Here is a 24,340-nt window from a genome sequence, read left to right on the forward strand (position 1 = left end):
GTGCAACTGAAAACACATCGAACGCCATACCGCCACAAAGGTCTGCTCCCTATATCACTGAACCTCATCGATCTCAGGAGACGCTGCCATGTCCGACCCCATGACCCTCAATCAACGCATTGTCCTGGCTTCTCGCCCGGTGGGTGCGCCAACGCCGGAAAACTTCCGCATGGAACGGGTAGCGCTGCCGGACCTGGCCGACGGTCAGGTGCTGCTCAAGACCGTTTTCCTGTCGCTGGATCCCTACATGCGCGGACGCATGAGTGACGCACCTTCCTACGCCGCACCGGTGGAAATCGGCGAAGTGATGACCGGGGGTGCTGTCAGCCGGGTCGAGCGCTCGCTCAATCCGAAGTTTCAGGAGGGTGATCTGGTGGTCGGTGCCACTGGTTGGCAAAGCCACAGCATCAATGACGGTCGCAGCATCATTCCGATTCCCGCGCTGCCAAGCCCTTCGATGGCCCTTGGGGTGCTGGGGATGCCGGGCATGACCGCGTACATGGGCCTGATGGACATCGGCCAGCCCAAGCCTGGCGAAACCCTGGTGGTGGCGGCCGCGTCCGGGGCGGTGGGTTCGGTGGTCGGCCAGGTGGCGAAGATCAAGGGGCTGCGCGTGGTTGGTGTGGCGGGTGGTGCGAAAAAGTGCCGTTATGTGGTCGACGAGTTAGGCTTCGACGCCTGCATCGATCACAGGAGCCCGGATTTTGCTGAGGAACTGGCGCAAGCCTGTCCCAAGGGCATCGATATTTATTATGAAAATGTCGGCGGCAAAGTGTTCGACGCCGTGGTGCCGTTGCTCAATCCCAAGGCGCGGATTCCACTCTGCGGCCTGATTGCCTCTTATAACGCCCATGAAGCGCCGAGCGGCCCGGATCGCCTGCCACTGTTGCAGCGCACCCTGTTGACCAAGCGGGTGCGCATCCAGGGCTTCATCGTGTTCGATGACTATGGCGATCGTCAGCCGGAATTCCTCAGCGCCATGGCGCCCTGGGTGCGCGATGGCAAGGTGAAGTTCCGCGAAGACGTGGTCGATGGCCTGGAACAGGCGCCCGATGCGTTCATCGGCCTGCTGGAAGGGCGCAACTTCGGTAAATTGGTGGTTCGGGTTTCCCGGGACTGAGTAATTGACGCTGCAATTTGACGCTCAACCGAGGCGCGGGTATAAACCGCGTCTCGTTGTCTTGTCGGACTTTTCCACCATGAGCTTCAGCCCTTTGATTCGCCAACTGATCGACGCCCTGCGAATTTTGCCAGGCGTGGGTCAGAAAACCGCCCAGCGCATGGCGTTGCAGTTGCTCGAGCGCGACCGCAGCGGCGGCTCGCGGCTGGCGCTGGCCCTGAGCCAGGCCATGGAAGGGGTCGGTCACTGCCGCTTGTGCCGTACGCTGACGGAAGATGATCTTTGCCCGCAATGCGCCGATACCCGTCGCGACGACACCTTGCTTTGCGTGGTGGAAGGCCCGATGGACGTCTATGCCGTGGAGCAGACGGGTTTCCGTGGGCGCTATTTCGTGCTCAAGGGGCATCTGTCGCCGCTCGACGGCTTGGGGCCGGAAGCCATCGGCATTCCGCAGTTGATGGCGCGGATCGAAGAGGCCGGCACATTCGCCGAAGTCATCCTGGCCACCAACCCGACCGTGGAAGGTGAAGCCACGGCGCACTACATCGCCCAATTGCTCAGCAGCAAAGGCCTGATCGCCTCGCGTATCGCCCATGGCGTGCCGCTGGGTGGTGAACTGGAACTGGTGGATGGCGGGACGCTGGCGCATTCGTTTGCCGGGCGTAAGCCGATTTCGCTCTGAGTTCATGTGGCGTCCATGCTGACGCCATCGCGAACAAGCCCGCTCCCGCAGGGTTTTGTGTTTGCCGCATGATCCGGGCACGACGCATAACCTGTGGGAGCGGGCTTGCCCGCGAAGGCGTCCTCTCAGACACCGCAACTACAAGATCTGCCACCCCCCACCCAACGCCTTGTACAGCGCAATACTCGCCTGCATCCGCGACAGCCGCAGTTGCACGTTCAAATCCTGCGCCGCATACAGCGTGCGCTGGGTTTCCAGCACCGTCAGTAAATCCTCGGCCCCGGCCTGGTAACGGCTTTGCGCGATGTTGAACGCGGTCTGCGCCTGGCTCAGCTCTTCACTCTGCCACCCGCGTTGTTCATCCAGTCCGCGAATGCTGTTGAGGGCTTTTTCGACGTCGGCGAAGCCGTTGATGATCGCGCCGCGATAAGTCTCCAGCAGTTCTTCCTGGCGCGCCGTGGCCTTGTCGCGCTGGGCGCCGAGGCGGCCGTTGTTGAACACCGGCGCGAGCAGCCCGGCAGTGAGGTTGTAGAAGGGGCTGCGCAGGATGTCGTTGGCCCGGTCGGCGCCGGAGCCGATTTCGGCGGTGAGGGTCACGGTCGGCAGCATCGCGGCCCGGGCGACGGTGACGTCGGCCTGGGCCGCGGCCAGTTGCGCCTCGGCCCGGGCAATGTCCGGACGGCGGCTGAGCAACTGGCTGGGTACCCCGGCGTCAATCGCGGGCCAGGTCAGTTGATCGAAGTGTTCCTGGCCCAACGACAGCGCCTGAACCGGGCGGCCGAGCAGGGCGGCGAGGCTGATCCGTGCATCCTCGGCCTGTTGCTGCACCAGCGGCAGCTGGCGTTGCTGCGCCGCCACCAGGCTTTTTTGCTGCGCCAGTTCCAGGGCCGTGGCCGAGCCCGAATCGAAACGGGTCTGCACCAGTTTCAACACGTTTTGGGCATTGGCCAGATTCAATTCGGCGATGCGGCTCTGCTCCTGCAACGACAAGGCTTGCGCGTAGCCGTTGGCCACGCCGCTGAGCAACGTCAATTCCACCGTGGCCTGATCGAACTCGCTGGCTTGCAGACTGAATTGCGCGCTGTCGCGGCTGGCCCGTTGTCCTCCCCAGAAATCGATTTCGTAGCTGGCAGTCAGGTTTGTAGTGAAGTAGTCGACGGCGTCGTTATCGCTGTCGGCATCGAGCTGACTGTAGCCGCTGCCGCGCAGGAGTTTCTGGCGATTGGCGTTGACCCCGGCCTTGACCTCGGGCAGTTGCGAGCCGCCGGCAATCACCGTGTCGGCCTGGGCTTGGCGCACTCTCGCGATGGCCGCGGCCAGGTCGTAGCTGCCGAGCCGCGCCTGTTCGATCAGGCGATCCAGTTGCGGGCTGCCGAAGCGGTTCCACCATTGCTGGTTGTCATGGACAGCGCCTGCGGTGTGCGGCGATTGCCAGGCGGTCGGCGGCTGGATGCCGCTGTCGGGGCGCTGTGCCGGGGTGCCGCAGGCGCCGAGCAACAGGCACAGGGTTAACACACTGAGTGGCGGCTTCATCAATCGATCATTCACTGGTAAGGGCCGTGACCGGGTCGAGTCGGGCAGCCTTGCGGGCCGGCATGTAGCCGAAAACGACACCGGTGACCAGGGCGCAGCCGAAGGCGCCCAGCACCGCTATCAGGGAGAACGCGACAGCGACTTCGCTGAAAATCAGCACGCCACCGACGATCAGCGCCAGGGCGATCCCGGTGAGGCCGCCCACCACCGAGAGCATCACCGCTTCGGTGAGGAACTGGCGCAGGATGTCGCGTTGGCGGGCACCGGTGGCCATGCGGATACCGATCTCGCGAGTCCGCTCGCGCACGGTCATGAGCATGATGTTCATCACGCCGATCCCGCCCACCAGCAGGGAAATCGCCGCAATCGAGCCGAGCATCAGCGACAGGGTGTTTTGCGTGCGCGCCTCGGCCTGGATCATCGCCGCGTTGTTGGTCAGTTCGAAATCGTGCTTGCCGTCGTGCAGGCGCAGCATCAGTTGTTCGATGGCTTTTTCGGTCTCCTTGACCTTGCGCGCATCGGCGGCGGCGATGGCGATGTACTCGGGATTGTGGGTGCCGAACAGGCGCACGCTGGCAGCGGAGTAGGGGATGGCGATGCGGTCGTCGCTGTCGGAGTCGCCGGAGCTGGCGCCTTTTTCCGCGAGCACGCCGACCACTTGGAAGGGGACGTTTTCGATCAGGATGTACTGGCCGATCGGGTTGGCCACGTCCTTGAGCAGTTTGGTCCGCACCTTGTGCCCGATCACCGCGACCGCCGCGGCGTTCTGTTCATCGGCGTGGGTGAAGTAGCTGCCTTCGACCACCGGCCAGTTGAAAATCGCCGGGAAGTTGGTGTCGTTGCCACCGACGTAGCTCAAGTGGTCGAGGTTGCCAAAGCGCACCCCGGCCTCCTGGCCGTTGACCGGCATGATCCGCATCACCTGGGGCAAACTGGCAATCGCGGCAACGTCATCGAGGGTGACGATGCCCATGGGCGTACGCGGGTTGGGCGCCGAGCCGCTGAGGTAAATGATGTTGGAACCGAACGCGCCCATCTGCGCCATCACCTGGCGCTTGCTGCCTTCGCCGACGGCCAGCATCACCACCACCGAGGCCACGCCTATGATGATCCCGAGCAAGGTCAGCGCGGTGCGGAACTTGTTGATCCACATCACCCGCCACGCCGCGTGCACGGCATCGACCAACTCGCCTTTCCAGGCGCCGGTGGCTTCGGCGCCTTCGCTCAGGCGCTTGCGCAAATCGACGGCTTGCAGGGCGCCGGGATTGGCCGAGTTTTGCGCGGTGGGATTGTCCCGGGCGCTGTCGCTGATGATCTCGCCGTCGCGAATTTCGATGATGCGTTTGGCCCGGGCCGCCACTTCGCGGTCGTGGGTGATGAGGATCACCACGTGGCCCTGGCTCGCCAGTTCGTCGAGCAGGGTCATGACCTCGGCGCCGCTGTGGCTGTCGAGGGCGCCGGTGGGTTCATCGGCAAGGATGATGTGGCCGCCATTCATCAACGCGCGGGCAATCGACACCCGTTGCTGTTGCCCACCGGAGAGTTGATGGGGGCGGTTGCCGGTGCGCGAAGCCAGGCCGAGGCGCTCGAGCAGGGCCGCGGCGCGGGCGTGGCGTTCGGCGGCCGGGGTGCCTGCGTAGATCGCCGGCATCTCGACGTTTTCCTGGGCCGAACCGGAGGGAATCAGGTGGTAGCCCTGGAACACAAAACCGAAGGCTTCGCGCCGCAGCCAGGCCAGTTCGTCACTGTCCAGGGCCGCGACGTTTTCCCCGGCGAAGCGGTATTCGCCCGAAGTAGGGCGGTCGAGGCAGCCGAGGATGTTCATCAGCGTCGACTTGCCGGAGCCGGAAGCGCCGACGATCGCCACGAACTCCCCGGCATGGATCGACAGGTCGATGCCGCGCAATACGTGAACTTCAGGCGCGTCGCCACCGCCGTAGGCTTTGCGGATGTCCGAAAGGTCGATCAGGGGCGTGTGCATTCAGCCGCCACTCCCGTCGACCGGGCCGATCAACAGGTGATCGCCTTCTTGCAGGCCGTCGAGGATCTGCACCCGCAGGCGGTCGCTGATGCCAGTGCGCACGTTGCGCTGTTCGATGCTGCCGTTGCTGGCGACCACTTGTGCTGTCTGCCGGTCTGTCTGCGGGCCGGCCTGCAGGGCTGCTATGGGCGCGGTGAGTACGTTCTGCGCCTGATTGGCGACGAAAAATACCTGGGTGGTCATTTCCGCCATCAAGGCGTTGTCGGCGTTGTCGACGTCCAGCAACACGGTGTACAGCACCACGCGGGCACTCCCGCTTTTGCTGGCGCTGGCGGGGCTGCCGCCGCCCTGGCTGGTCTGGTCCAGCGGCTTGGGCGGGACGGGGAGGATTTGCCGCACGGTGCTGGTCCAGCGCCGGGTGCCGCCACTCAGGGTGGTGAACCAGGCGTGCATGCCGGGTTTGACGTGGCCGATGTCGGCCTCCGAGACCTCGGCCCACACGGTCATCGGCGACAGTTTGGCGATGCGCAGGATCAGCGGCGTTTGCTGCTGGGCGTTGAGGGTCTGGCCGACCCGGGCATCCAGCGCGACCACGGTGCCGGCCATTGGTGCATATATGCGCGTGTAGCCGAGCTCCGCCTGGTCGCTGCGCAGGCTGGCCTCGGCCTGGCGGATCTGCGCCTGGAACATGTCGACCCGTGCCTGGGTGGCGCGCAGTTCGGCCTGGGCGGTCTGCACGTCTTCTTCACGGGTGGCGCCGCCGGCGGCGAGGTTCTGTTGACGCTGGTACTTCTGCCGAGCCAGGTCGTGTTGCGCGCGTTGTTCCTGCAGCTGCGCCTTGAGATTTTCGACGGAGAAGCGCCCGGCATCGAGTTTGGCCTGTTGGGTGGACGGGTCGATTTCCACCAGCAATTGGCCTTCCTTGACCACATCGCCGACTTCCACATGGATCTTGTGGATCTGCCCGGACGCCTGGGCGCCGACGTCGACATAGCGCCGCGGTTGCAGGGTGCCCAATGCGGTGACGCTGCTTTCAATGTCGGCGCGGCTGACCTGGACGGTGGCGAACCCGTCGCGGCCCGGCGGGATGAACTGCCAGGCGGCAACGGCAACCACGGGGATCAGACAAAGTGCTGCAAGCAGGGCGCGTCGGGTCTGTCGGGGACGTTTCATGCAGGGTTCCGGCCTGGGAAAATCGGCCCGTCGTTCAGCGGCGGGACGATGGCTGAACGCTGCCGGCAGGGCCGGACAGGGACGGGGAGCTGTCCTGTAAACGTAGAAAGCGCCGGGGAATTTAGGTGCTGACACAAACTAATGTGGGAGCGGGCTTGCTCGCGAAGGCGGTGTGTCAGGCGCATGAATGATGAATGTGACGGCCTCTTCGCGAGCAAGCCCGCTCCCACATAGACCAGCACTATTTATCGGGCAAGTTGAAGCAGTACTTTAAATCTATATGAGAATTACTATAAATTACGCGACTCGAACTGCCACTATCGTGCCACTGTGTGATTCAGCAGTCGCCGAAACGGCTCAAGGACAGAAACCGCACCCCCGTGCGGACGGGAGTCATGTTGGAAAACTACTATCGCGAACTGGTGTGTTTCCTGAACGCCAGGCTGGGCAACCGTCAGGTGGCCGAAGATGTGGTGCATGACGCTTATCTGCGGGTCCTGGAGCGTTCCAGTGATACGCCGATCGAGCAGCCCCGGGCATTCCTTTATCGCACCGCCCTCAACCTGGTTATCGATGACCATCGACGCAACGCCCTGCGTCAGGCCGAACCTCTGGACGTGCTCGATAATGAGGAGCGCTATTTCACCCCTTCACCGCAAAACGTGCTTGATCATGGCCAGCGCCTGGACATGCTCCAGCGGGCGTTGGCGGAGTTGCCACGGCTGTGCCGCGAAAGTTTCCTGCTGCGCAAGATCGAAGGCCTGTCCCATCCGCAGATTGCCGAGCAACTGGGCATTTCCCGGGCAATGGTCGAGAAGCACATAGTCAATACCATGAAGCATTGCCGTATACGCATGCGACAGTGGGACGCCCAGTGATCCTGCGCGGTTAAATTTTTTTTCACGGTCCTCGTTCCTACTCAACAGACGACCTGTTGTGCGGCCCTTGGCGGGTCAGGTCACTTAGGTTCAATGCCCCGTCTTTGAGGGGAACATCCAGAGGACACTGGACATGACACAGGCAATTGCATCGCCCCTCGTTCACGACTTGATCGGCGTCGGTTTCGGCCCGTCGAACCTGGCACTGGCCATCGCGCTGCAAGAGCGCGGGGCGAGCCAGGGCAACCTGGATGTGCTGTTTCTCGACAAGCAGGCCGACTACCGCTGGCACGGCAACACCCTGGTGACCCAGAGCGAGTTGCAGATTTCCTTCCTCAAGGACCTGGTGACCCTGCGCAATCCGACCAGCCCTTACTCGTTCGTCAATTACCTCAAGGCCCACGGGCGCCTGGTGGATTTCATCAACCTGGGCACCTTCTATCCGTGCCGCATGGAGTACAACGACTACCTGCGCTGGGTCGCCGGGCAGTTCACCGGGCAAAGCCGCTATGGCGAAGAAGTGCTGACCATCGAGCCGGTGCTGCACAACCATCAGGTCGAGGCGTTGCGGGTGATTTCCCGCGATGCGACGGGGCATCAACATGTGCGCACCACCCGTTCGGTGGTGGTCAGCGCCGGTGGCACGCCACGCATTCCCGAAGTGTTCAAGGCGCTCAAGGATGACGGCCGGGTGTTCCATCACTCCCAGTACCTGGCGCAGATGGCCAAGCAGCCATGCGTGGACAACCGGCCGATGAGCATTGCCATCATCGGTGGCGGGCAGAGCGCGGCCGAAGCCTTCATCGATTTGAACGACAGCTTCCCGTCGGTGCAGGTGGACATGATCCTGCGCGGCTCGGCACTCAAGCCGGCCGACGACAGCCCCTTCGTCAACGAAGTGTTCTCGCCGGAGTTCACCGACCTGGTGTTCCAGCAGCCCGACAGCGAGCGCGAGCGACTGGTGAACGAGTACCACAACACCAACTATTCGGTGGTGGACATCGATCTGATCGAGCGCATCTACGGCATCTTTTACCGGCAGAAGGTCTCGGGCATCGCCCGTCATGCGTTCCACACTCTGACCACTATCGAAAAAGCCACCGCCAACGAACGGGGCATCGAACTGGTGTTGCGCAACAACGCCACCGGCGAAGTCTCGGTGCGTTACTACGATGCCGTGGTACTGGCCACCGGTTACGAGCGGCAGATGCACCGCAAGTTGCTGGCACCGCTGGAAGAGTACCTGGGTGATTTCGAGGTCGATCGCAACTACAAGTTGATCACCGATGAACGCTGCAAGGCCGGCCTCTACATGCAGGGCTTTTGCCAGGCCAGCCATGGGCTGAGCGACACCTTGCTGTCGATCCTGCCGATTCGTGCGGATGAGATTGCCGGCTCTTTGTATGAGCACGGCAAGCATCGCGGGCATGGGCGGTCGGTGGTGGATTTGTTGTTGGCGACGGCGAGCTAGGATCTTCAGCGCCTGTCAGGCCGCCTTCGCGAGCAAGCCCGCTCCCACAATTGATCTGCGAACACAGGTCAAAATGTGGGAGCGGGCTTGCTCGCGAAGGGGCCATCACAAACACCACCAAACTTGAATCCTGAACCCTTCCTGAAGAACCCCGCATTTCCCCCAGCAATATTTTGTATCGGGTTTACTCCCCAAACATCGGGGCGTAAGCTTCGCGCGTTTTCATCCATTACGGAGACCCACAGTGGGTACTTGTTCGAGTGACAGTTGTCGGCCGGTCTCGGTAACCGGCATTTTCTCGGCAAGATAACGCGCAGTCTCCTGTGCCGTTGTCTCGCCGACAAGCGAGCAGCGGCATCCTGATCATGGCCAGTCCCGGCCGTGTCCCGACGCCCCTCTCATCGACGCTGAACAGTGCGTGGTTTCGACTTTTTGTCGTGGCCGCCGCTCTATCGACACGCCTGTCATTCGTGACCGGCGCGCCAGGCCTTGCTTTGCCGGTTGTTCCGGCGGCAGCGGCGTGGACCTGCCTGCTCGACGGTTTCCCGGCTGACCAAAGGGGCACCAGCCATGAAACTTACCCTCAAGGAATTCTTCGCAGGTTTCCTGCGTAACCGCCACATCGCCCGGCACTTCCGTCGCCTGGCGTTGCTGGAAACCTTCACCGACACCACGGTCAGCCGTGAAGTCCCGCCCACCCTGGCGCAAACCCTGGTGGCCGCAGCCGGCAGCGACACCGGTCAATTGCTCAACACCCTGGGCAGTCACACCGACGGCTTGAGCGAGTTCGAAGCCGATGCCCTGCGCGAGCAATTCGGCCTCAATGAAGTCGAGCACGAACAGCCGCTGCCCTGGTGGACGCACCTGTGGCACTGCTACAAGAATCCGTTCAACCTGCTGCTGACGTTGCTGGCGGTCATCTCCTGGCTGACCGAAGACATGAAAGCCGCCATCGTGATTTTCTCCATGGTGGTGCTCTCTACTTTGCTGCGCTTTTGGCAGGAAACCAAATCCAACCAGGCCGCCGATGCTCTCAAGGCCATGGTCAGCAACACCGCCACGGTGATGCGCCGCGACCTTGAGGACCGTGGCGCGCAGCGCATCGAATTGCCGATCAGGCAACTGGTGCCGGGCGATCTGATCGTGTTGTCGGCCGGTGACATGATTCCCGCCGATTGCCGGGTGCTCAGCGCCAAGGACCTGTTCGTCAGCCAGGCGGCCATGACCGGCGAATCGATGCCGGTGGAAAAATTTCCCCGCCAGCAGGACCGTGACACGCGCAATCCGCTGGACCTGGACAACATCCTGTTCATGGGTACCAACGTGGTGTCCGGCACGGCCATGGCGGTGATCCTTACCACCGGCAACAGCACCTATTTCGGTGCCCTGGCCCAGCGCGTGGGTGCAACCGACCGGGCGCCGACTTCGTTCCAGACCGGGGTCAACAAAGTCAGCTGGCTGCTGATCCGCTTCATGTTCGTGATGGCGCCGCTGGTGTTGTTCATCAACGGTTTCACCAAGGGCGACTGGACCGAAGCGTTGCTGTTCGCGCTGTCGATTGCCGTGGGCCTGACCCCGGAAATGCTGCCGATGATCGTCACCTCGACCCTGGCCAAGGGCGCGGTGTTCCTGTCGCGCAAGAAAGTCATCGTCAAACGCCTCGACGCCATCCAGAACTTCGGCGCCATGGACGTGCTGTGCACCGACAAGACCGGCACCCTGACCCAGGACAAGATCTTCCTGGCGCGCAACGTCGACGTCTGGGGCAACGACTCCGATGACGTGCTGGAAATGGCCTACCTCAACAGCTACTACCAGACCGGCCTGAAAAACCTGCTGGATGTGGCGGTGCTCGAACATGTCGAAATCCACCGTGAGCTGAAAGTCGGCACGGCGTTTCGCAAGGTCGACGAGATCCCGTTCGACTTCACCCGCCGGCGCATGTCGGTGGTGGTCGCCGAGCGCGATCAACCGCACCTGCTGATCTGCAAGGGCGCTGTGGAAGAGGTGCTGGCGGTGTGCTCGCGGGTGCGCCATGGCGAAGTCGATGAAGCCCTGACCGAAGAACTGCTGGCGCGCATCCGTCAGGTCACTGCCTCGTTCAACGCCGAGGGCCTGCGGGTGGTTGCGGTGGCGGCACGGCCAATGGTCGAAGGGCGCAACACCTACGGCCTGGCCGATGAACAGGCACTGACGCTGATCGGTTACGTGGCGTTCCTCGATCCGCCGAAAGAAAGCACCGCGCCCGCCCTCAAGGCTCTGGCCGCCCATGGCGTGGCGGTGAAAGTGCTGACCGGCGACAACGAACTGGTGACGGCGAAGATCTGCCGCGAAGTCGGCCTGGAACAGCAAGGCCTGCTGATGGGCAACGACATCGAACGCATGAGCGATGCCGAGCTGGCGAAGGCAGTGGAGACCACTAACGTCTTCGCCAGGCTGACGCCGTCGCACAAGGAGCGCATCGTCCGGCTGCTCAAGGGTAACGGCCATGTGGTCGGTTTCATGGGTGACGGCATCAACGACGCCCCGGCCCTGCGCACCGCCGACATCGGTATTTCCGTGGACAGCGCCGTGGACATCGCCAAGGAAGCGGCCGATATCATCCTGCTGGAAAAGAGCCTGATGGTGCTGGAGGAGGGCGTGCTGGAAGGGCGCCGGACCTTCGCCAACATGCTCAAGTACATCAAGATGACCGCCAGTTCAAACTTCGGCAACGTGTTCTCGGTGCTGGTGGCCAGTGCGTTCATCCCGTTCCTGCCGATGCTGCCGATGCACCTGCTGGTGCAGAACCTGCTCTATGACATTTCGCAGATCGCCATCCCGTTCGATAACGTCGATGACGAAATGCTCAAGCAACCACAGCGCTGGCAGCCGGGCGACGTCGGACGCTTCATGCTGTTTTTCGGGCCGATCAGTTCGATCTTCGACATCACCACGTTCGCCTTGATGTGGTACGTGTTCGATGCCAACACCCCGGATCACCAGACCCTGTTCCAGTCCGGCTGGTTCGTGGTCGGGCTGCTGACCCAGACACTGATCGTGCACATGATTCGCACGCCGAAGATCCCGTTCCTGCAAAGCCGCGCGGCCATGCCCTTGCTGGTGATGACCGGGCTGATCATGGCCGTGGGGATTTTCCTGCCGATGGGACCGCTGGCGCATTACTTCAAGTTGCAGGCGTTGCCGTCGCTGTACTTCGTGTTCCTGCCGGTGATCCTGCTGGCGTACATGGCGCTGACCCAGGCGGTGAAGGGGTTCTACATTCGCCGGTTTGGCTGGCAATAAGGCCGCGAGGCTGGCCAATCAATGCAACCCCTGTGGGAGCGAGCTTGCTCGCGATGACTGAGTGTCAGTCGGTATCTATGTCAACTGACACACCGCTATCGCGAGCAAGCTCGCTCCCACAAGGGGATCGTGTGTTTTTTCAAGGGATTCATCATGCAAGCACTTAACAACCTCAACCTGACCTCCCTGCTCGACACCCTGGTCAGCCTCAGCGCGGCCTTCATCCTCGGTGGCCTGATCGGTTTCGAGCGCCAGTACCGGCAGCGCACCGCGGGCCTGCGCACCAACGTGCTGGTGGCGGTGGGCGCGGCGATTTTCGTCGACATGGCCAACCGTCTCGCCGGTGCCGAAGGCGCCGTGCGGGTCGTAGCCTACGTGGTTTCCGGCATCGGCTTTCTCGGTGCCGGGGTGATCATGCGCGAAGAGGGCAATGTGCGCGGCCTCAATACTGCCGCCACGCTCTGGACCTCGGCGGCAGTCGGTGCCTGCGCCGGTGCCGACCTGCTGGCCGAGGCCTTGCTTGGCACCCTGTTTGTGCTCGCGGCAAACACGCTGCTGCGGCCAATCGTCAACAACATCAACCGTCAGCCGCTGGATGTGATTTCGGCGGAAGTCACCAACATCGTCTACGTCATTGCCCGGCGCACGCAGCAGAAAACCGTGCTGGCCTTGCTCGAAGCCGAGCTGGAACGCAGCAACTACCCGGCCAGCGATGTCGATGTGCACGCCTTCGGCACGGATGAAATTGAAATCGAAGCCACCCTGGCCACCACCTCGGTCGATGGTGATGAACTGGATGCGCTGGTGGCACGTATTTCAACCTCGACCTTGGTGGTGCAGGCGTTCTGGAGTCCGAGTACCACGGAGTAAAGGCCAGGGTTTCCCTGGCAAGAGTCAGACAAACCGGCATTTATTTGGGAATATTCCTACATAAACCTAGGGCGGTCTTCCGTAGGCTTTGCGACCTCTTGAAACCGACATCCTTTTGGAGGTCACCTTGCCGAACAAATCCCTGCGCATCCTGATCGCCGATGCGCAGCACTTCAACCGCCTGCGGATCGAGCGGCTGTTCAACCAGCTTGGCTATTTCCGGGTGTCTCCGGTGCAGAGCCTCGACGAGCTCCTTCCACTGGTTGAGTACGGTTGCGAGCCTCTGGATCTGGTGCTCGTCAATGGGGCGATGGCCAGCGGAGCGCTGGACCTGTTGAATTTCTTTACCGACAACCCGCAGGTTCATCACGTCTTCATCTTTAATGAGCAGCAGGCGCCGTTGCCGCCAGTCGCGGGCAACGTCCAGGTCAGCCAGGCCGCTCTGCCGGACCTGGCGTCCGTTACGCAGTTGATGAGCGCCGTCGATCGCCGGCTACCGTTCGTCGGAACTGTCATTTCTGTCAGGTAGTTCTTTCCAGCCTTCCATGCAAGAGTCTATGCGCAGCGTTGTGCCTAACCGCTGTGGTGCCTGGAGGGCATTTTTTGCCCGATCGTGTTTTTTTGCACGGGAGTTGTCATGAAGTCAGCACTGATTGTGGAAGATCATCCGGTGGTTCGCTCCATGATCAAACTCGTACTCAAGGGCGAAGGGTTCAAGCAGATTTACGAGGCCTCCCGAGGCGATGAGGTCCTGGCGTTGATCCGGGAACATCAACCGGATGTCGTGCTGCTTGATCTGGGTCTTCCCGGTGTGGCGGGGCTTGAGGTGATGGACCGTATCAAGGCCGAAAACACGCGATGTCGCGTGGTGGTGTTCACCTCGCTGGAGGCCCAGTTCTATCAGGACCGCTGCATGCGTGCCGGGGCTGTTGCCTATGTTTCCAAGAGCAAGGACCTGGATGACTTGAAGGCGGCGGTGAATTCCGTGATGGCCGGCTATACCTATTTCGCCCAGATCCCTTCGAGTTCCGTGTCGATGGGGGAGTTGCAACGCAGTGAAAAGCAGTTGATCGACAGGCTCTCCAATCGTGAGTTGACCATTCTGCAGTACCTGGCCCGGGGTTCGAAAAACCTGGAAATCGCCGAGATCATGCACCTGAGCTACAAGACCGTCAGTACCTACAAGACCCGACTCACCCTCAAGCTCAACGTGAGCTCGTCGGTGCACTTGAGGGATTTCGCCCTGCGCAATCATTTGATCTGAATGAACGCTCTCCGACGACTGGCAGGCGGCTTGCTGATTGGCCTTCTTCTCTGGGCATCGACGGTCTGTGCGCAACAGTCGTTGACCCTGTTGGGACGCTCGAGTGCCGAAGGCCTGAGCGTCAGGTGGACGGAAACCGAATTGCACTGGCTAGAGAAAAAAAGCCGATTGGTGCTGGCGGTCTCGGCGCCGGACTATCCTCCTTTCGAGTTCAACACGGCGGGCAGGGTGTTCGAAGGCGTGACAGCCGATTACGCCGGGTTGCTCGAACAATTGTTGAACGTCGTCATCGAGGTTCAACGTTATCCGTCGCGGGCCGCCGCGGTGCAGGCCATCAAGGAAGGGCAGGCAGACCTGCTGGGAACGGCCAATCGATTTGAAGCCGAAGATCCGCTGTTACAGATGTCCAGCGCCTACGCGGTCGATCAACCGGTGCTGGTCACGCGTACCGATTTCCCTCCGGTGCTCGACCCGACACTGGCCGGCAAGCGGCTGGTGATGCTGTATCACTACTTGCCCGAATACAGCGTGCAACAGTTCTATTCCAAAGCGCAGGTCGAGCTGTTTCCCTCGACACTGGCGGCGATGGGCGCCGTGGCGTTCGGCCAGGCCGATGTCTATCTGGGCGATGCGATCAATGCCCATTATCTGATCAGCAAGAATTACCTGAACAACGTGCAACTGACGGACTTCTCGCCCATGGAGTCCGGGCGTTTTGCCTTTGCGATGGCCCGCGACAACGTTGCGCTATTGCGTGTCGTCAACAAGGCGCTGGCGGTCATCACCACCAATAAGCAAATGAACATCCTGCGTCGTTGGGGGGCAAACGGGGTGTCTATCCCCGGCACCCAGTCATTGCAATTGAGCGTGGCCGAACAGCACTGGCTCGAACGCCACCCGCGGGTGAGGGTTGCGATCAACGAAAATATCCCGCCGATTTCATTTATCGACAGCGAAGGCAAGTTTCGCGGTATTGGCATCGATGTGCTGACGAAAATCAGTTTGCGCACCGGGTTGCAATTTGACATCCGCGGCATGAAGTCGGTGGCTGAAATGATGACCGGCATCACCAGCGGCCAGATCGATGTGCTGGCCGGTATCGGCCTCAGTTCCCAGCGTGAAGATCAACTGCTGTTCACCCGGTCGTTCCTGAGCAGCCCTTCGGTACTGGTCACCCACGTGGATACGGACAGCCCCAGGACGCTGGATGACATGGCGGGAAGGACGTTGGCGCTGACCCGGGGCAACATTGTCGGCGAGTACCTTCGCCAGCACTACCCGCAGATCCAGTTGGTGGATGCGCCCCTGTCGACAGACGCCATGGAAATGGTCGACCAAGGCAAGGCCCAGGGCGGCATCAACTCCTTGATCAGTGCCCGTTACCTGATTTCCCGGCAGTATCGCGATCGCCTGCAAGTGACCAGCACCGTGGGCACCGACCCGGCACGAAGCACCCTGGCGACCGGTCGCGAGGCCACCGAGCTGCATTCGATCCTGGACAAGGCGCTGTTGAGCATCCCTCCCGAAGAAATTGACGAGCTGACCCAACCCTGGCGCTATGACGCGATGGTCGAGCAGAGTTACTGGCTGCGACACCGGCAGGCGATCGTGCAGGCGTTTGCGGTGGCGGGTGTCTTGCTGTTGCTCGCCTTGGCCGGGATCGTCTGGCAGCGGCGGCAGATTCGCCAGCGTCAGCAATTGCTCGGGCAATTGCAGGAAGCCAAGGACGCGGCGGACGAGGCCAACCGGGCGAAGACCACGTTCCTGGCCACCATGAGCCATGAAATCCGCACGCCGATGAACGCGCTGATCGGCATGCTCGAACTGGCGCTGAAACGGGCCGATGAAGGGGAGACCGACCGCGCCGCCATCGAGGTGGCGTCCAACGCCGGGCAACAATTGCTGGATCTGATCGGCGACATTCTGGACGTCGCCCGGATCGAATCCGGGCATTTGTCGCTGGCGCCGGAGCGGGTCAATCTGCACGCGCAGGTGACGTCGGTCTGCCGGGTTTTCGAAGGGTTGGCGATACAGAAGAATCTGCAGTGGCGGGTCGAGCTCGACGAGCACAGTGACTGTGACGTGATGCTCGACCCCACGCGCTTCAAACAGGTGCTGTCCAATCTGCTGAGCAATGCGATCAAGTTCACCCGGGAAGGCCAGGTGAGCCTGACGCTGCGAGTGCGGCCTCAAGCTCCGGCGCACCTCGCCGTCAGCGTACAGATCGAAGACAGCGGCATCGGCATCAGCGCATTCGACCAGCAACGCCTGTTCAGCCCGTTCGTGCAGGCGGGAAACAGTCAGCAGACAGCCCGGCAAGGCTCCGGCCTGGGCCTGGTGATCAGTCGTACCCTGTGCGAAACGATGGGCGGCCAGTTGCAACTCGACAGTGAGCCTGGGCGCGGGACGCGGGTGGACATCAGCCTGGTGCTGCCCGCCCTGCAAGCGTTACCCGTGGAGGGGACGCCCCAGGATCCGGCGCAGCTCACCACCCGGGCGTTGTCGATTCTGGTGGTCGACGATTATCCGGCCAATCGCCTGTTGCTCTCGCGGCAGCTGAGCTACCTGGGCCATCGCGTGGTGCTGGCTGAGGACGGGGCACAGGGGCTTGAACAGTGGCGTGGGCACGGGTTCGACCTGGTCATTACCGACTGCAACATGCCGGTGCTCAGTGGTTACGAATTGGCGGGCGCGATACGTGAGCAAGAGCGGGTGCAGGGGCTGTCGCCGACGCCGACGCTGATCCTGGGCTTTACCGCCAATGCGCAGGCCGAGGAGAAAGCCCGGTGTCAGGCCGCGGGCATGAACGATTGCCTGTTCAAACCCATTCGCCTGGTGGATTTGCAGGCGTGGCTGGCCCAGCGGTTTTCCAGCGCACCCTCAGCGGCAATCGACGACCATGGCTTCGCCGAATTCGATTTGAGCGGACTGGAGCGCTATGTGGATTCGGACCGTGAGCTGATCGATCAACTGATGCACGATCTGGCGCTGACCAACCGCGAGGACCGCGTGCATTTGCTGGCCTTGCACGCCGGTGGCAATCGCCCGGGCTTGCAGACGCTGGCACACCGGATCAAGGGCGGGGCGCTGATGGTGCGAGCGCTTGCCCTGGTCGAGTGTTGCGAACAACTGGAGCAGGCGTGCAATGACGGCCGCGCGGCACTGATCGACGACGCCGTCGACCAGTTGCAGCAAGCCATGGCCCGCCTGGACCAGCGTCTGGAGCAGGATTGAGGCTCAATCCCAGTTTGGCGCGATGCCTTTGGGGCTGGTCAACCGGTGGCCGCGATCCAGCGTTGCGATCAAGGCCATGTCGGCCTCGCTCAAGGTCAGCTCGCGAGCCTTCAAGTTGCTTTCGAGATTGGCCCGACGCGTGGAAGACGGGATCACGGCGTAACCCGATTGCATGGCCCAGGCCAGGGTGACCTGCGCCGGAGTCGCGTGCAGGCGTTCGGCGATCTGCTGGATGAGCGGGTCCTTGAGGACTTCGCCGTAGGCCAGGGTCATGTACGAGGTGATTCCGATGCCCTGGCTTTGTGCGAAGGCGACGACGTTGCGGTTTTGCAAGTACGGGTGCAGTTCGATCTGGTGGGTGGCGATGTGCTCGACTCCGATGGCTGCAATCGCTTGCTGCATCAGGCCGATGGTGAAGTTGGACACGCCGATCTGCCGGGTCAGGCCCAGGCGCTTGGCTTCGAGCAGGGCGCCCATGAACTCTTCGACCGGCACTTGATCGTCCGGCGACGGCCAGTGGATCAGGGTCAGGTCCAGGTAATCGGTCTGCAGTTTGCGCAGGCTTTCTTTCAGGCTGTCGATCAGGCGATCACCGGCCAGGTTGGCGACCCAGATCTTGCTGGTGATGAACAACGCTTCCCGGGCGATGCCGCTGGCGGCGATAGCCTCGCCGACTTCGGCTTCGTTCTCGTAGATTTGTGCGGTATCGATCACCCGGTAGCCGAGCGCAAGGGCACTGCTCACCGAATCGATGACCACCTGGCCTTGCAAGCGAAACGTACCCAGGCCGAAGGCGGGAATAGACATCAATGACTCCAGAGGTTGCAGTGGGAATGGACGGCAGTATCCGCACCTGCATCCGTGAGAAAAACCGCTGGAGCGGCAAAGCAATGTTTACCGAAAGTCATGAATCGGGGCAGGAAGATGTGTTGATGGTGTCTGGTCTGACGCCTTCGCGAGCAAGCCCGCTCCCACAGGGATTTACTGCGTCCACAGCTTTTGTGCACGACCCGGATCATTGTGGGAGCGGGCTTGCTCGCGAAGGGGGCAACCCGGTTTCAGAGCCTTACCCCCGCGCCTCAAGCATCATGCAATTGGTCGATCTGGTCGCATACAACCATCCCCCTAAGCAATATCGCTACGACTGAATTCCTCCCCAAGAAAATCGATCAACGTGCGCACCGAAGGCAGCAATCCCCGACGCGAGGGGAATATGGCATGGATGACACCGCTCTTCGGTGCCCAGCCCGGCACCAGTTCCACCAGTTGCCCGGCAGCGATTTCATCTCGCACCACCACACTGGGCAGGTGCACGATGCCGATCCCGGCGAGCGCCGCATGGCGCAAGGCCAACAGGTCATCGGTGACCATCCGCGGCGCGTGGCGAATCATCGCGGTGCTGCCGTCGGCACCGAACAGTTCCCACTGATATTCGCGTTGCGCCGCGCCCCAGTGCAGGCTCGGCAAGCCGCTGAGGTCGGCCGGGGAGGCCGGTGTCGACAGGCGCGATAAAAAGGCCGGGCTGCCGACCACGCTCTGGGTGCTGTTGCCCAGCACCTTCATCACCATGTCGGTGTTCTCCAGAGGCGGAAAGCGTACCCGCAGGGCAATGTCGAAGCCTTCGTGAATCAGGTCGACCCGGCGGTTGGTGCTCTCGATGAACAACTCCACCAAGGGGTACTTGAGCATGTAGCGGGTCAGCATCGGCCCGACCCAGGAATTGAGCAGCGCCGTCGGGCAACTGACACGCACCAGGCCCTGGGGCTCGGAGCGGTTGCGCTCGATCAGTTCGGCGGCGCTTTCCGCCTCCACCCGCATGGCCAGGCAACGCTGGTAATAGGCCTGGCCGATTTCCGTCAATGAACAATGCCGGCTGGTGCGGTGCAGCAGGCGCACGCCAAGGCGTTCTTCAAGCTCGGCGATGCGTCGGCTGAGCTTGGACTTGGGCATGTCCAGCGCCCGGCCGGCCGCGGCGAAACCGTGATGCTCCACCACCTGGGTGAAGTAGTAGAGGGTGTTGAGGTCTTCCACCATCGTTCTCCAAATAGAACGCTAAAGCTGATTTTTGCAGTCTAGCGCAGCAAAGGTCACGGTTTTAAGCTTTGTCCATGGCTTCACTCACCTCATCAGGAGACACCATGAAAAACATCATCGGTATCTACACCAGTCCACGGACCCATTGGGTTGGCGACGGTTTTCCGGTTCGCACGCTGTTTTCCTACGACAACCTGGGCAAGCACATCAGCCCGTTCCTGTTGCTGGATCACGCCGGCCCCGCTGAATTCACCCCGACCAGCGAGCGACGTGGCGTTGGTCAGCATCCGCATCGTGGCTTCGAAACCGTGACTATCGTTTACAAGGGCGAGCTGGAGCACCGGGACTCCACCGGCAGCGGCGGCAAGATCGGCCCCGGCGATGTGCAATGGATGACCGCGGCCTCGGGGATCCTGCATGAAGAGTTTCACTCCGAAGGTTTCGCCAAAAGCGGTGGCACCCTGGAGATGGTGCAACTGTGGGTCAACCTGCCGGCCAGGGACAAAATGGCCGACCCCGGCTACCAGACGATTCTCGACCGTGACATCCCGACCATCGCCTTGAAGGACAACGCCGGCAGCCTGCGCCTGATCGCCGGTGAGTTCGACGGCCACAAGGGCGCGGCGCGCACCTTCACCCCGGTCGACGTGTGGGACATTCGTTTGAATGCCGGCAAGTCGCTCACCCTGGATCTGCATGAAGGGCGCAACACCGCACTGGTGGTGTTGCGCGGCACGGTTCAGGTCAACGGCCTGGAATCGGTGCGCCAGGGGCAACTGGCCCTGTTCGACCGCAAGGGCGATCAGTTGACCCTCGAAGCCAGCGAAGACGCGGTGGTGCTGTTGCTCAGCGGCGAACCGATCGACGAGCCGATCGTCGGTCACGGCCCTTTCGTGATGAACACCGAGCAGGAAATCCACCAGGCCTTCGCCGACTTCCAGTCCGGTCGCTTCGGCCGGATGCACGCTTAGTTCGCAACGCTTTTACACCCGACTCTACACAGGATGAGTAGGCCGGTTTTCAGGCCAGGGATGGCTGTTGCCCAAAAGAAAGAGGAAACGCTCATGAACACTGTCTACGCGGCCAACTTCAACGGCCAGAAACCGACCATCGACCCCAACGACAGCGCGATGCTGTTGATCGATCACCAGAGCGGACTGTTCCAGATCGTCAAGGACATGGACGTGCCCCAACTGCGTGCCAACGCCATTGCCCTGGCCAAGGCCGCGACCCTGCTGAAGATGCCGGTGATCACCACCGCTTCCGTTCCCCAGGGGCCGAACGGGCCGTTGATCCCGGAAATCCACGAGGCCGCACCCCATGCGCAATACGTGGCGCGCAAAGGTGAAATCAACGCCTGGGACAACCCGGAGTTTCACGCGGCGGTCAAAGCCACCGGCAAGAAAACCCTGGTGATCGCCGGCACCCTGACCAGCGTGTGCCTGGCGTTCCCGTCCATCGCCGCCGTGCATGAAGGCTACAAGGTGTTTGCCGTGGTCGACGCCTCCGGCAACCACTCGAAACTGGCCACTGATCTGACCGTTGCCCGTTTGGCCCAGGCCGGGGTGGTGCCGATCGACATCATGGCTACGCTCTCTGAGCTGCAAGGCTCGTGGAACCGTCCGGATGCCGAGCAGTGGGCCGCTGTCTACGCCCAGGCCATGCCGCATTATCAATTGCTGATCGAGAGTTACCTCAAGGCCCAGCAAGTGGCGAACGAACACGAGGCGCTGGACTCCCAGCGCTGACCGGTGACCCCACGCCGATTTCCACTCGGCATCGATAACACGCGAGGACTACTGCAATGACTACTTCCTACAAGCGTCTGGACAAGGACAACGCCGCGGTTCTGATGGTTGATCATCAGGCGGGCCTGCTGTCACTGGTGCGCGACATCGACCCGGATCGATTCAAGAACAACGTGCTGGCCCTGGCCGACCTGGCCAAGTACTTCAAGCTGCCAACCATCCTCACCACCAGTTTCGAAACCGGTCCCAACGGACCGCTGGTGCCCGAGCTCAAGGCACTGTTTCCGGACGCGCCGTACATCGCTCGCCCGGGCCAGATCAACGCCTGGGACAACGAAGACTTCGTCAAGGCGATCAAGGCCACCGGCAAGAAGCAACTGATCATCGCCGGTGTGGTGACGGAGGTGTGCGTGGCATTCCCGGCGCTTTCGGCCCTGGCCGAAGGCTTTGAGGTGTTCGTGGTCACCGACGCGTCCGGCACCTTCAACGAACTGACCCGCGAGTCGGCGTGGAACCGTATGACCGCTCAGGGCGCGCAACTGATGACCTGGTTCGGCCTGGCCTGTGAACTGCACCGCGACTGGCGCAACGATGTCGAAGGGTTGGGCACATTGTTCTCCAACCATATTCCGGATTACCGCAACCTGATGACCAGCTACAGCACGCTGGCCAATAGCAAGTAACTTCGGCATCACGCATCCCCCCTGTGGGAGCGGGCTTGCTCGCGATGACGGTACAACAGGCACTGATGTAGTGACTGTCAGGCCGTCATCGCGAGCAAGCTCGCTCCCACAGGTTTTTTGGGTGTCCAGCCAGACGTGTTCATCCCGCCAAATCAATTGCTCCTACACTATGGCCAATCCATGCGATCTTCGCGTAATTGGCCCTGGCTGGAGTTGCTTGATGCTGTCATTGCTCACCGAACACCCGCTGATCTGCGCACTGGCGCTGATCCTGATCGATCTTGGGTTGTGGTACTTGCTCAGTGCCCTTGGCAGCGCCTGGCGGCTGTTGGTGCGGGTGGTGATTTTTTCGTTGTTCAGCCTCCTGTTGTTCAACGAAGGCCTGAACCCGATGGAGCCGCCGCCTTGGCCTGACAACGTACCGTTGCATCTGGCGGCCACCGGCTTGCAGATCGGCTGGTGGTTGTTCGGTGCGCGGACCCTGACCGTGCTGATTGGCGCGGTGATGATGCAACGGGTCGGGCATACCGGGCGATTGCTTCAGGATTTGCTCGGTGCGGTGATTTTCCTGATCGCGGTCATCGCCGCCCTGGCCTATGTGTTGGATCTGCCGGTCAAGGGTGTGCTGGCGACCTCAGGTGCATTGGCGATCATTGTCGGCCTGGCCTTGCAAAGTACCCTCAGCGACGTGTTCTCCGGGATCGTCTTGAACACCACCAAACCTTACCAACTGGATGACTACATCTCCATCGATGGCATGGAAGGCCGGGTCACCGACATCGACTGGCGTGCCACGCGCCTGCAGACCGCCCAGGGTTGCATGGCGGTGATACCCAACTCCCTGGCCGCCAAGGCCAAGATCATCAATTTCAGTCGGCCGAGCGATATGTTCGGCATCTCCGTTTCGTTGGAAGTGAGCCCCCACGCGCGACCGAACACGGTGATCGAAGCCCTGGAGCGGGCCATGCAGGGTTGCCGCTTTCTGCTGGACACTCCGTCGCCGAGCGTCGGCATGAAAAGTGCCGGCAACACCGGCGTGGTCTATGAAATCAGCGGATTTGTCGCGCAGATGGACCAGAAGCGTTCGGTGCGCAATCAACTGTTCGACCTGGCCTACCGGCACTTGCAGGCGTCCGGCGTCAACCTGTTGTCGAGCGTGGAGCCCAATCCGCCAGGCAACCTGTCGCGGGCCCGGGCGTTGCTCGACAGTTCGCCGATTTTCTCCACCCTGCGCCAGGAAGAGAAAGACACCTTCAGCCAGAACATGACCTTGCAATCGTTCCGCGCCGGGGAAACGATCCTGGAGGCGGGGGAGGTCAGTGATCACCTGTTCATCATCGAGTCCGGGGTGGTGACGGTGACGCTGACCCGGCACGGCGAACCTTTTGAATCCGGGCGCATGGGGCCGGGGGAAGTGATAGGCGAAGCCGGGATCCTGGACGGCAGCTCGGTGCCTGCGCAGTTTACCGCCAAGACTTTCTGTGGCCTGTACCGCATCGAAAAGTCCTACCTCAAGCCATGCCTGGATGCCCGTCACGACATCAGCGATGCAATGAAAACCTTGCTCGATTACCGGCTGCACAAAGCGAAAACCCTGACTCAGGACCTGCCGGTGGCGGAGGCGAAAAAGGGCTTTTTGCAGTGGTTGCGCAACCGGGTTTGAATTCGGTGGTGAATGGCCGCTACGCGGTTCGTCGCTCGGAGCAACCTCGCTCCCACAGGGGAATGCGCTCAAATGTGGGAGCGGGCTTGCTCGCGAAGGCGGCAGTGAACTCACCAAAAGTGAAGCGTGAAACCCATCACCCCCGCGCCTCCACCGACAACCAGGAAGGAACCGCCAATGGCCTCCTCGACTTCTGGAAGATTGGCTATTTGTGTAGACCGGTCGTGGGACTAACGTAGTGACACACTCATTTACCCTGGAGCACGCCATGCAACCCCGTATCGATTTCTACACCGCTTCCCCTGATGCCCTCAAAGCGATGATCGCCCTGGAAACAGCGGTGTCGAAACTGCCGCTGGAAAAAAACCTGATCGAACTGGTCAAGCTGCGTACCTCGCAAATCAACGGCTGCGCCTTCTGCCTGGACATGCACAGCGCCGATGCACGCAAGGGTGGTGAGTCCGAGCGTCGCCTGGCGACACTGTCGGCCTGGCGCGAAACACCGTTCTTCACCGAGCGTGAACGCGCCGCCCTGGCCTGGACCGAATCCCTGACCCTGATCAGCCAGACCCACGCCCCGGACGAAGACTATGAACTGGCTACCACGCAGTTCGATGCCAAGGAATTGGTCGACCTGACCGTCGCCATCACCACCATCAACGCCTGGAACCGCCTGGCCATCGGCTTCCGCAAAATGCCCCAGGCCTGACCTGCACAAGCA

General features: G+C 61.7%; 20 protein-coding genes. 15 read left to right on the plus strand and 5 right to left on the minus strand.

Annotated features, from left to right (window positions below; genetic code table 11):
• Positions 1-88: 88 nt before the first annotated feature.
• Positions 89-1,120, plus strand: a complete 1,032-nt coding sequence (locus KGB28_RS14715; RefSeq protein WP_223446111.1) for an NADP-dependent oxidoreductase — start codon at positions 89-91, stop codon at positions 1,118-1,120.
• Between the two features lie 79 nt (positions 1,121-1,199).
• Positions 1,200-1,802 carry a recombination mediator RecR gene (gene recR, locus KGB28_RS14720; RefSeq protein ID WP_008050204.1) on the plus strand — a complete coding sequence of 201 codons (603 nt, stop codon included), beginning with the start codon at positions 1,200-1,202 and terminating at the stop codon, positions 1,800-1,802.
• A gap of 138 nt (positions 1,803-1,940) precedes the next feature.
• On the opposite strand, the gene KGB28_RS14725 is transcribed toward recR, so the two are convergent.
• From KGB28_RS14725 to KGB28_RS14735, 3 genes are read right to left on the minus strand one after another with little or no spacing between them, the layout of a single operon-like run.
• Entirely contained in the window at positions 1,941-3,335 is a 1,395-nt protein-coding gene (locus KGB28_RS14725; protein ID WP_223446113.1) for an efflux transporter outer membrane subunit, read from the minus strand.
• A gap of 7 nt (positions 3,336-3,342) precedes the next feature.
• Complete coding sequence (locus KGB28_RS14730) at positions 3,343-5,316, minus strand: MacB family efflux pump subunit (RefSeq protein ID WP_223446115.1); 1,974 nt, start codon at positions 5,314-5,316, stop codon at positions 3,343-3,345.
• On the minus strand, positions 5,317-6,489 hold the full coding sequence (locus KGB28_RS14735; protein ID WP_223446117.1) for an efflux RND transporter periplasmic adaptor subunit: 1,173 nt from the start codon (positions 6,487-6,489) through the stop codon (positions 5,317-5,319).
• A 395-nt stretch (positions 6,490-6,884) separates the two neighbouring features.
• On the opposite strand from KGB28_RS14735, the gene KGB28_RS14740 reads away from it, so the two are divergent.
• From KGB28_RS14740 to KGB28_RS14770, 7 genes are all read left to right on the plus strand, one after another.
• Positions 6,885-7,367 (plus strand): sigma-70 family RNA polymerase sigma factor, encoded by a 483-nt coding sequence (locus tag KGB28_RS14740; protein WP_317853302.1) that lies wholly within the window; start codon positions 6,885-6,887, stop codon positions 7,365-7,367.
• A gap of 133 nt (positions 7,368-7,500) precedes the next feature.
• Complete coding sequence (locus KGB28_RS14745) at positions 7,501-8,838, plus strand: lysine N(6)-hydroxylase/L-ornithine N(5)-oxygenase family protein (RefSeq protein ID WP_223446119.1); 1,338 nt, start codon at positions 7,501-7,503, stop codon at positions 8,836-8,838.
• A gap of 570 nt (positions 8,839-9,408) precedes the next feature.
• Positions 9,409-12,123 (plus strand): magnesium-translocating P-type ATPase, encoded by a 2,715-nt coding sequence (gene mgtA / locus KGB28_RS14750; RefSeq protein ID WP_223446121.1) that lies wholly within the window; start codon positions 9,409-9,411, stop codon positions 12,121-12,123.
• A gap of 153 nt (positions 12,124-12,276) precedes the next feature.
• On the plus strand, positions 12,277-12,993 hold the full coding sequence (locus KGB28_RS14755) for an MgtC/SapB family protein (protein WP_102672669.1): 717 nt from the start codon (positions 12,277-12,279) through the stop codon (positions 12,991-12,993).
• Positions 12,994-13,120: 127 nt separating this feature from the next.
• A complete protein-coding gene (locus tag KGB28_RS14760; RefSeq protein WP_223446123.1) occupies positions 13,121-13,522 on the plus strand; it encodes a chemotaxis protein CheY in 402 nt (133 codons plus the stop codon).
• 108 nt (positions 13,523-13,630) lie between these two features.
• Positions 13,631-14,257 carry a response regulator transcription factor gene (locus KGB28_RS14765; RefSeq protein WP_150725745.1) on the plus strand — a complete coding sequence of 209 codons (627 nt, stop codon included), beginning with the start codon at positions 13,631-13,633 and terminating at the stop codon, positions 14,255-14,257.
• On the plus strand, positions 14,258-17,491 hold the full coding sequence (locus KGB28_RS14770; RefSeq protein ID WP_223446125.1) for a transporter substrate-binding domain-containing protein: 3,234 nt from the start codon (positions 14,258-14,260) through the stop codon (positions 17,489-17,491). It begins immediately after the preceding gene.
• A gap of 3 nt (positions 17,492-17,494) precedes the next feature.
• Here KGB28_RS14770 and dkgB read toward each other — a convergent pair whose 3' ends face one another.
• Positions 17,495-18,298 carry a 2,5-didehydrogluconate reductase DkgB gene (dkgB, locus tag KGB28_RS14775; RefSeq protein ID WP_223446127.1) on the minus strand — a complete coding sequence of 268 codons (804 nt, stop codon included), beginning with the start codon at positions 18,296-18,298 and terminating at the stop codon, positions 17,495-17,497.
• Positions 18,299-18,300: 2 nt separating this feature from the next.
• Here dkgB and KGB28_RS14780 point away from each other — a divergent pair, with 2 nt between their 5' ends.
• A complete protein-coding gene (locus tag KGB28_RS14780) occupies positions 18,301-18,639 on the plus strand; it encodes a hypothetical protein (RefSeq protein ID WP_223446129.1) in 339 nt (112 codons plus the stop codon).
• On the opposite strand, the gene KGB28_RS14785 is transcribed toward KGB28_RS14780, so the two are convergent.
• On the minus strand, positions 18,617-19,525 hold the full coding sequence (locus KGB28_RS14785) for a LysR family transcriptional regulator (protein WP_056722601.1): 909 nt from the start codon (positions 19,523-19,525) through the stop codon (positions 18,617-18,619). The genes KGB28_RS14780 and KGB28_RS14785 overlap by 23 nt on opposite strands.
• Positions 19,526-19,629: 104 nt before the next feature.
• Here KGB28_RS14785 and KGB28_RS14790 point away from each other — a divergent pair, with 104 nt between their 5' ends.
• The 5 genes from KGB28_RS14790 (at position 19,630) to KGB28_RS14810 (ending at position 24,328) form a co-directional block, all read left to right on the plus strand.
• On the plus strand, positions 19,630-20,496 hold the full coding sequence (locus tag KGB28_RS14790) for a pirin family protein (protein WP_223446131.1): 867 nt from the start codon (positions 19,630-19,632) through the stop codon (positions 20,494-20,496).
• A gap of 93 nt (positions 20,497-20,589) precedes the next feature.
• Complete coding sequence (locus tag KGB28_RS14795) at positions 20,590-21,273, plus strand: isochorismatase family protein (RefSeq protein WP_008049795.1); 684 nt, start codon at positions 20,590-20,592, stop codon at positions 21,271-21,273.
• 56 nt (positions 21,274-21,329) lie between these two features.
• Positions 21,330-21,956 carry an isochorismate family cysteine hydrolase YcaC gene (ycaC, locus tag KGB28_RS14800; protein WP_223446133.1) on the plus strand — a complete coding sequence of 209 codons (627 nt, stop codon included), beginning with the start codon at positions 21,330-21,332 and terminating at the stop codon, positions 21,954-21,956.
• A gap of 220 nt (positions 21,957-22,176) precedes the next feature.
• Positions 22,177-23,619, plus strand: coding sequence for a cyclic nucleotide-binding domain-containing protein (locus KGB28_RS14805; RefSeq protein ID WP_223446135.1), 1,443 nt, complete (start codon positions 22,177-22,179; stop codon positions 23,617-23,619).
• A 268-nt stretch (positions 23,620-23,887) separates the two neighbouring features.
• Positions 23,888-24,328 carry a carboxymuconolactone decarboxylase family protein gene (locus KGB28_RS14810; protein WP_223446137.1) on the plus strand — a complete coding sequence of 147 codons (441 nt, stop codon included), beginning with the start codon at positions 23,888-23,890 and terminating at the stop codon, positions 24,326-24,328.
• The last annotated feature ends 12 nt before the right edge of the window (positions 24,329-24,340 follow it).

The organism is Pseudomonas sp. BF-R-19, assembly GCF_019956445.1.
Lineage (GTDB): Bacteria > Pseudomonadota > Gammaproteobacteria > Pseudomonadales > Pseudomonadaceae > Aquipseudomonas > Aquipseudomonas fluorescens_BH.

Coding starts and splice junctions, on each gene's coding strand:
- KGB28_RS14715 (WP_223446111.1), top strand. CDS start 89: ATGTCCGACCCCATGACCCTCAATCAACGCATTGTCCTGGCTTCTCGC.
- recR (WP_008050204.1), top strand. CDS start 1,200: ATGAGCTTCAGCCCTTTGATTCGCCAACTGATCGACGCCCTGCGAATT.
- KGB28_RS14725 (WP_223446113.1), bottom strand. CDS start 3,335: ATGAAGCCGCCACTCAGTGTGTTAACCCTGTGCCTGTTGCTCGGCGCC.
- KGB28_RS14730 (WP_223446115.1), bottom strand. CDS start 5,316: ATGCACACGCCCCTGATCGACCTTTCGGACATCCGCAAAGCCTACGGC.
- KGB28_RS14735 (WP_223446117.1), bottom strand. CDS start 6,489: ATGAAACGTCCCCGACAGACCCGACGCGCCCTGCTTGCAGCACTTTGT.
- KGB28_RS14740 (WP_317853302.1), top strand. CDS start 6,885: ATGTTGGAAAACTACTATCGCGAACTGGTGTGTTTCCTGAACGCCAGG.
- KGB28_RS14745 (WP_223446119.1), top strand. CDS start 7,501: ATGACACAGGCAATTGCATCGCCCCTCGTTCACGACTTGATCGGCGTC.
- mgtA (WP_223446121.1), top strand. CDS start 9,409: ATGAAACTTACCCTCAAGGAATTCTTCGCAGGTTTCCTGCGTAACCGC.
- KGB28_RS14755 (WP_102672669.1), top strand. CDS start 12,277: ATGCAAGCACTTAACAACCTCAACCTGACCTCCCTGCTCGACACCCTG.
- KGB28_RS14765 (WP_150725745.1), top strand. CDS start 13,631: ATGAAGTCAGCACTGATTGTGGAAGATCATCCGGTGGTTCGCTCCATG.
- KGB28_RS14770 (WP_223446125.1), top strand. CDS start 14,258: ATGAACGCTCTCCGACGACTGGCAGGCGGCTTGCTGATTGGCCTTCTT.
- dkgB (WP_223446127.1), bottom strand. CDS start 18,298: ATGTCTATTCCCGCCTTCGGCCTGGGTACGTTTCGCTTGCAAGGCCAG.
- KGB28_RS14780 (WP_223446129.1), top strand. CDS start 18,301: ATGACTCCAGAGGTTGCAGTGGGAATGGACGGCAGTATCCGCACCTGC.
- KGB28_RS14785 (WP_056722601.1), bottom strand. CDS start 19,525: ATGGTGGAAGACCTCAACACCCTCTACTACTTCACCCAGGTGGTGGAG.
- KGB28_RS14790 (WP_223446131.1), top strand. CDS start 19,630: ATGAAAAACATCATCGGTATCTACACCAGTCCACGGACCCATTGGGTT.
- KGB28_RS14795 (WP_008049795.1), top strand. CDS start 20,590: ATGAACACTGTCTACGCGGCCAACTTCAACGGCCAGAAACCGACCATC.
- ycaC (WP_223446133.1), top strand. CDS start 21,330: ATGACTACTTCCTACAAGCGTCTGGACAAGGACAACGCCGCGGTTCTG.
- KGB28_RS14805 (WP_223446135.1), top strand. CDS start 22,177: ATGCTGTCATTGCTCACCGAACACCCGCTGATCTGCGCACTGGCGCTG.
- KGB28_RS14810 (WP_223446137.1), top strand. CDS start 23,888: ATGCAACCCCGTATCGATTTCTACACCGCTTCCCCTGATGCCCTCAAA.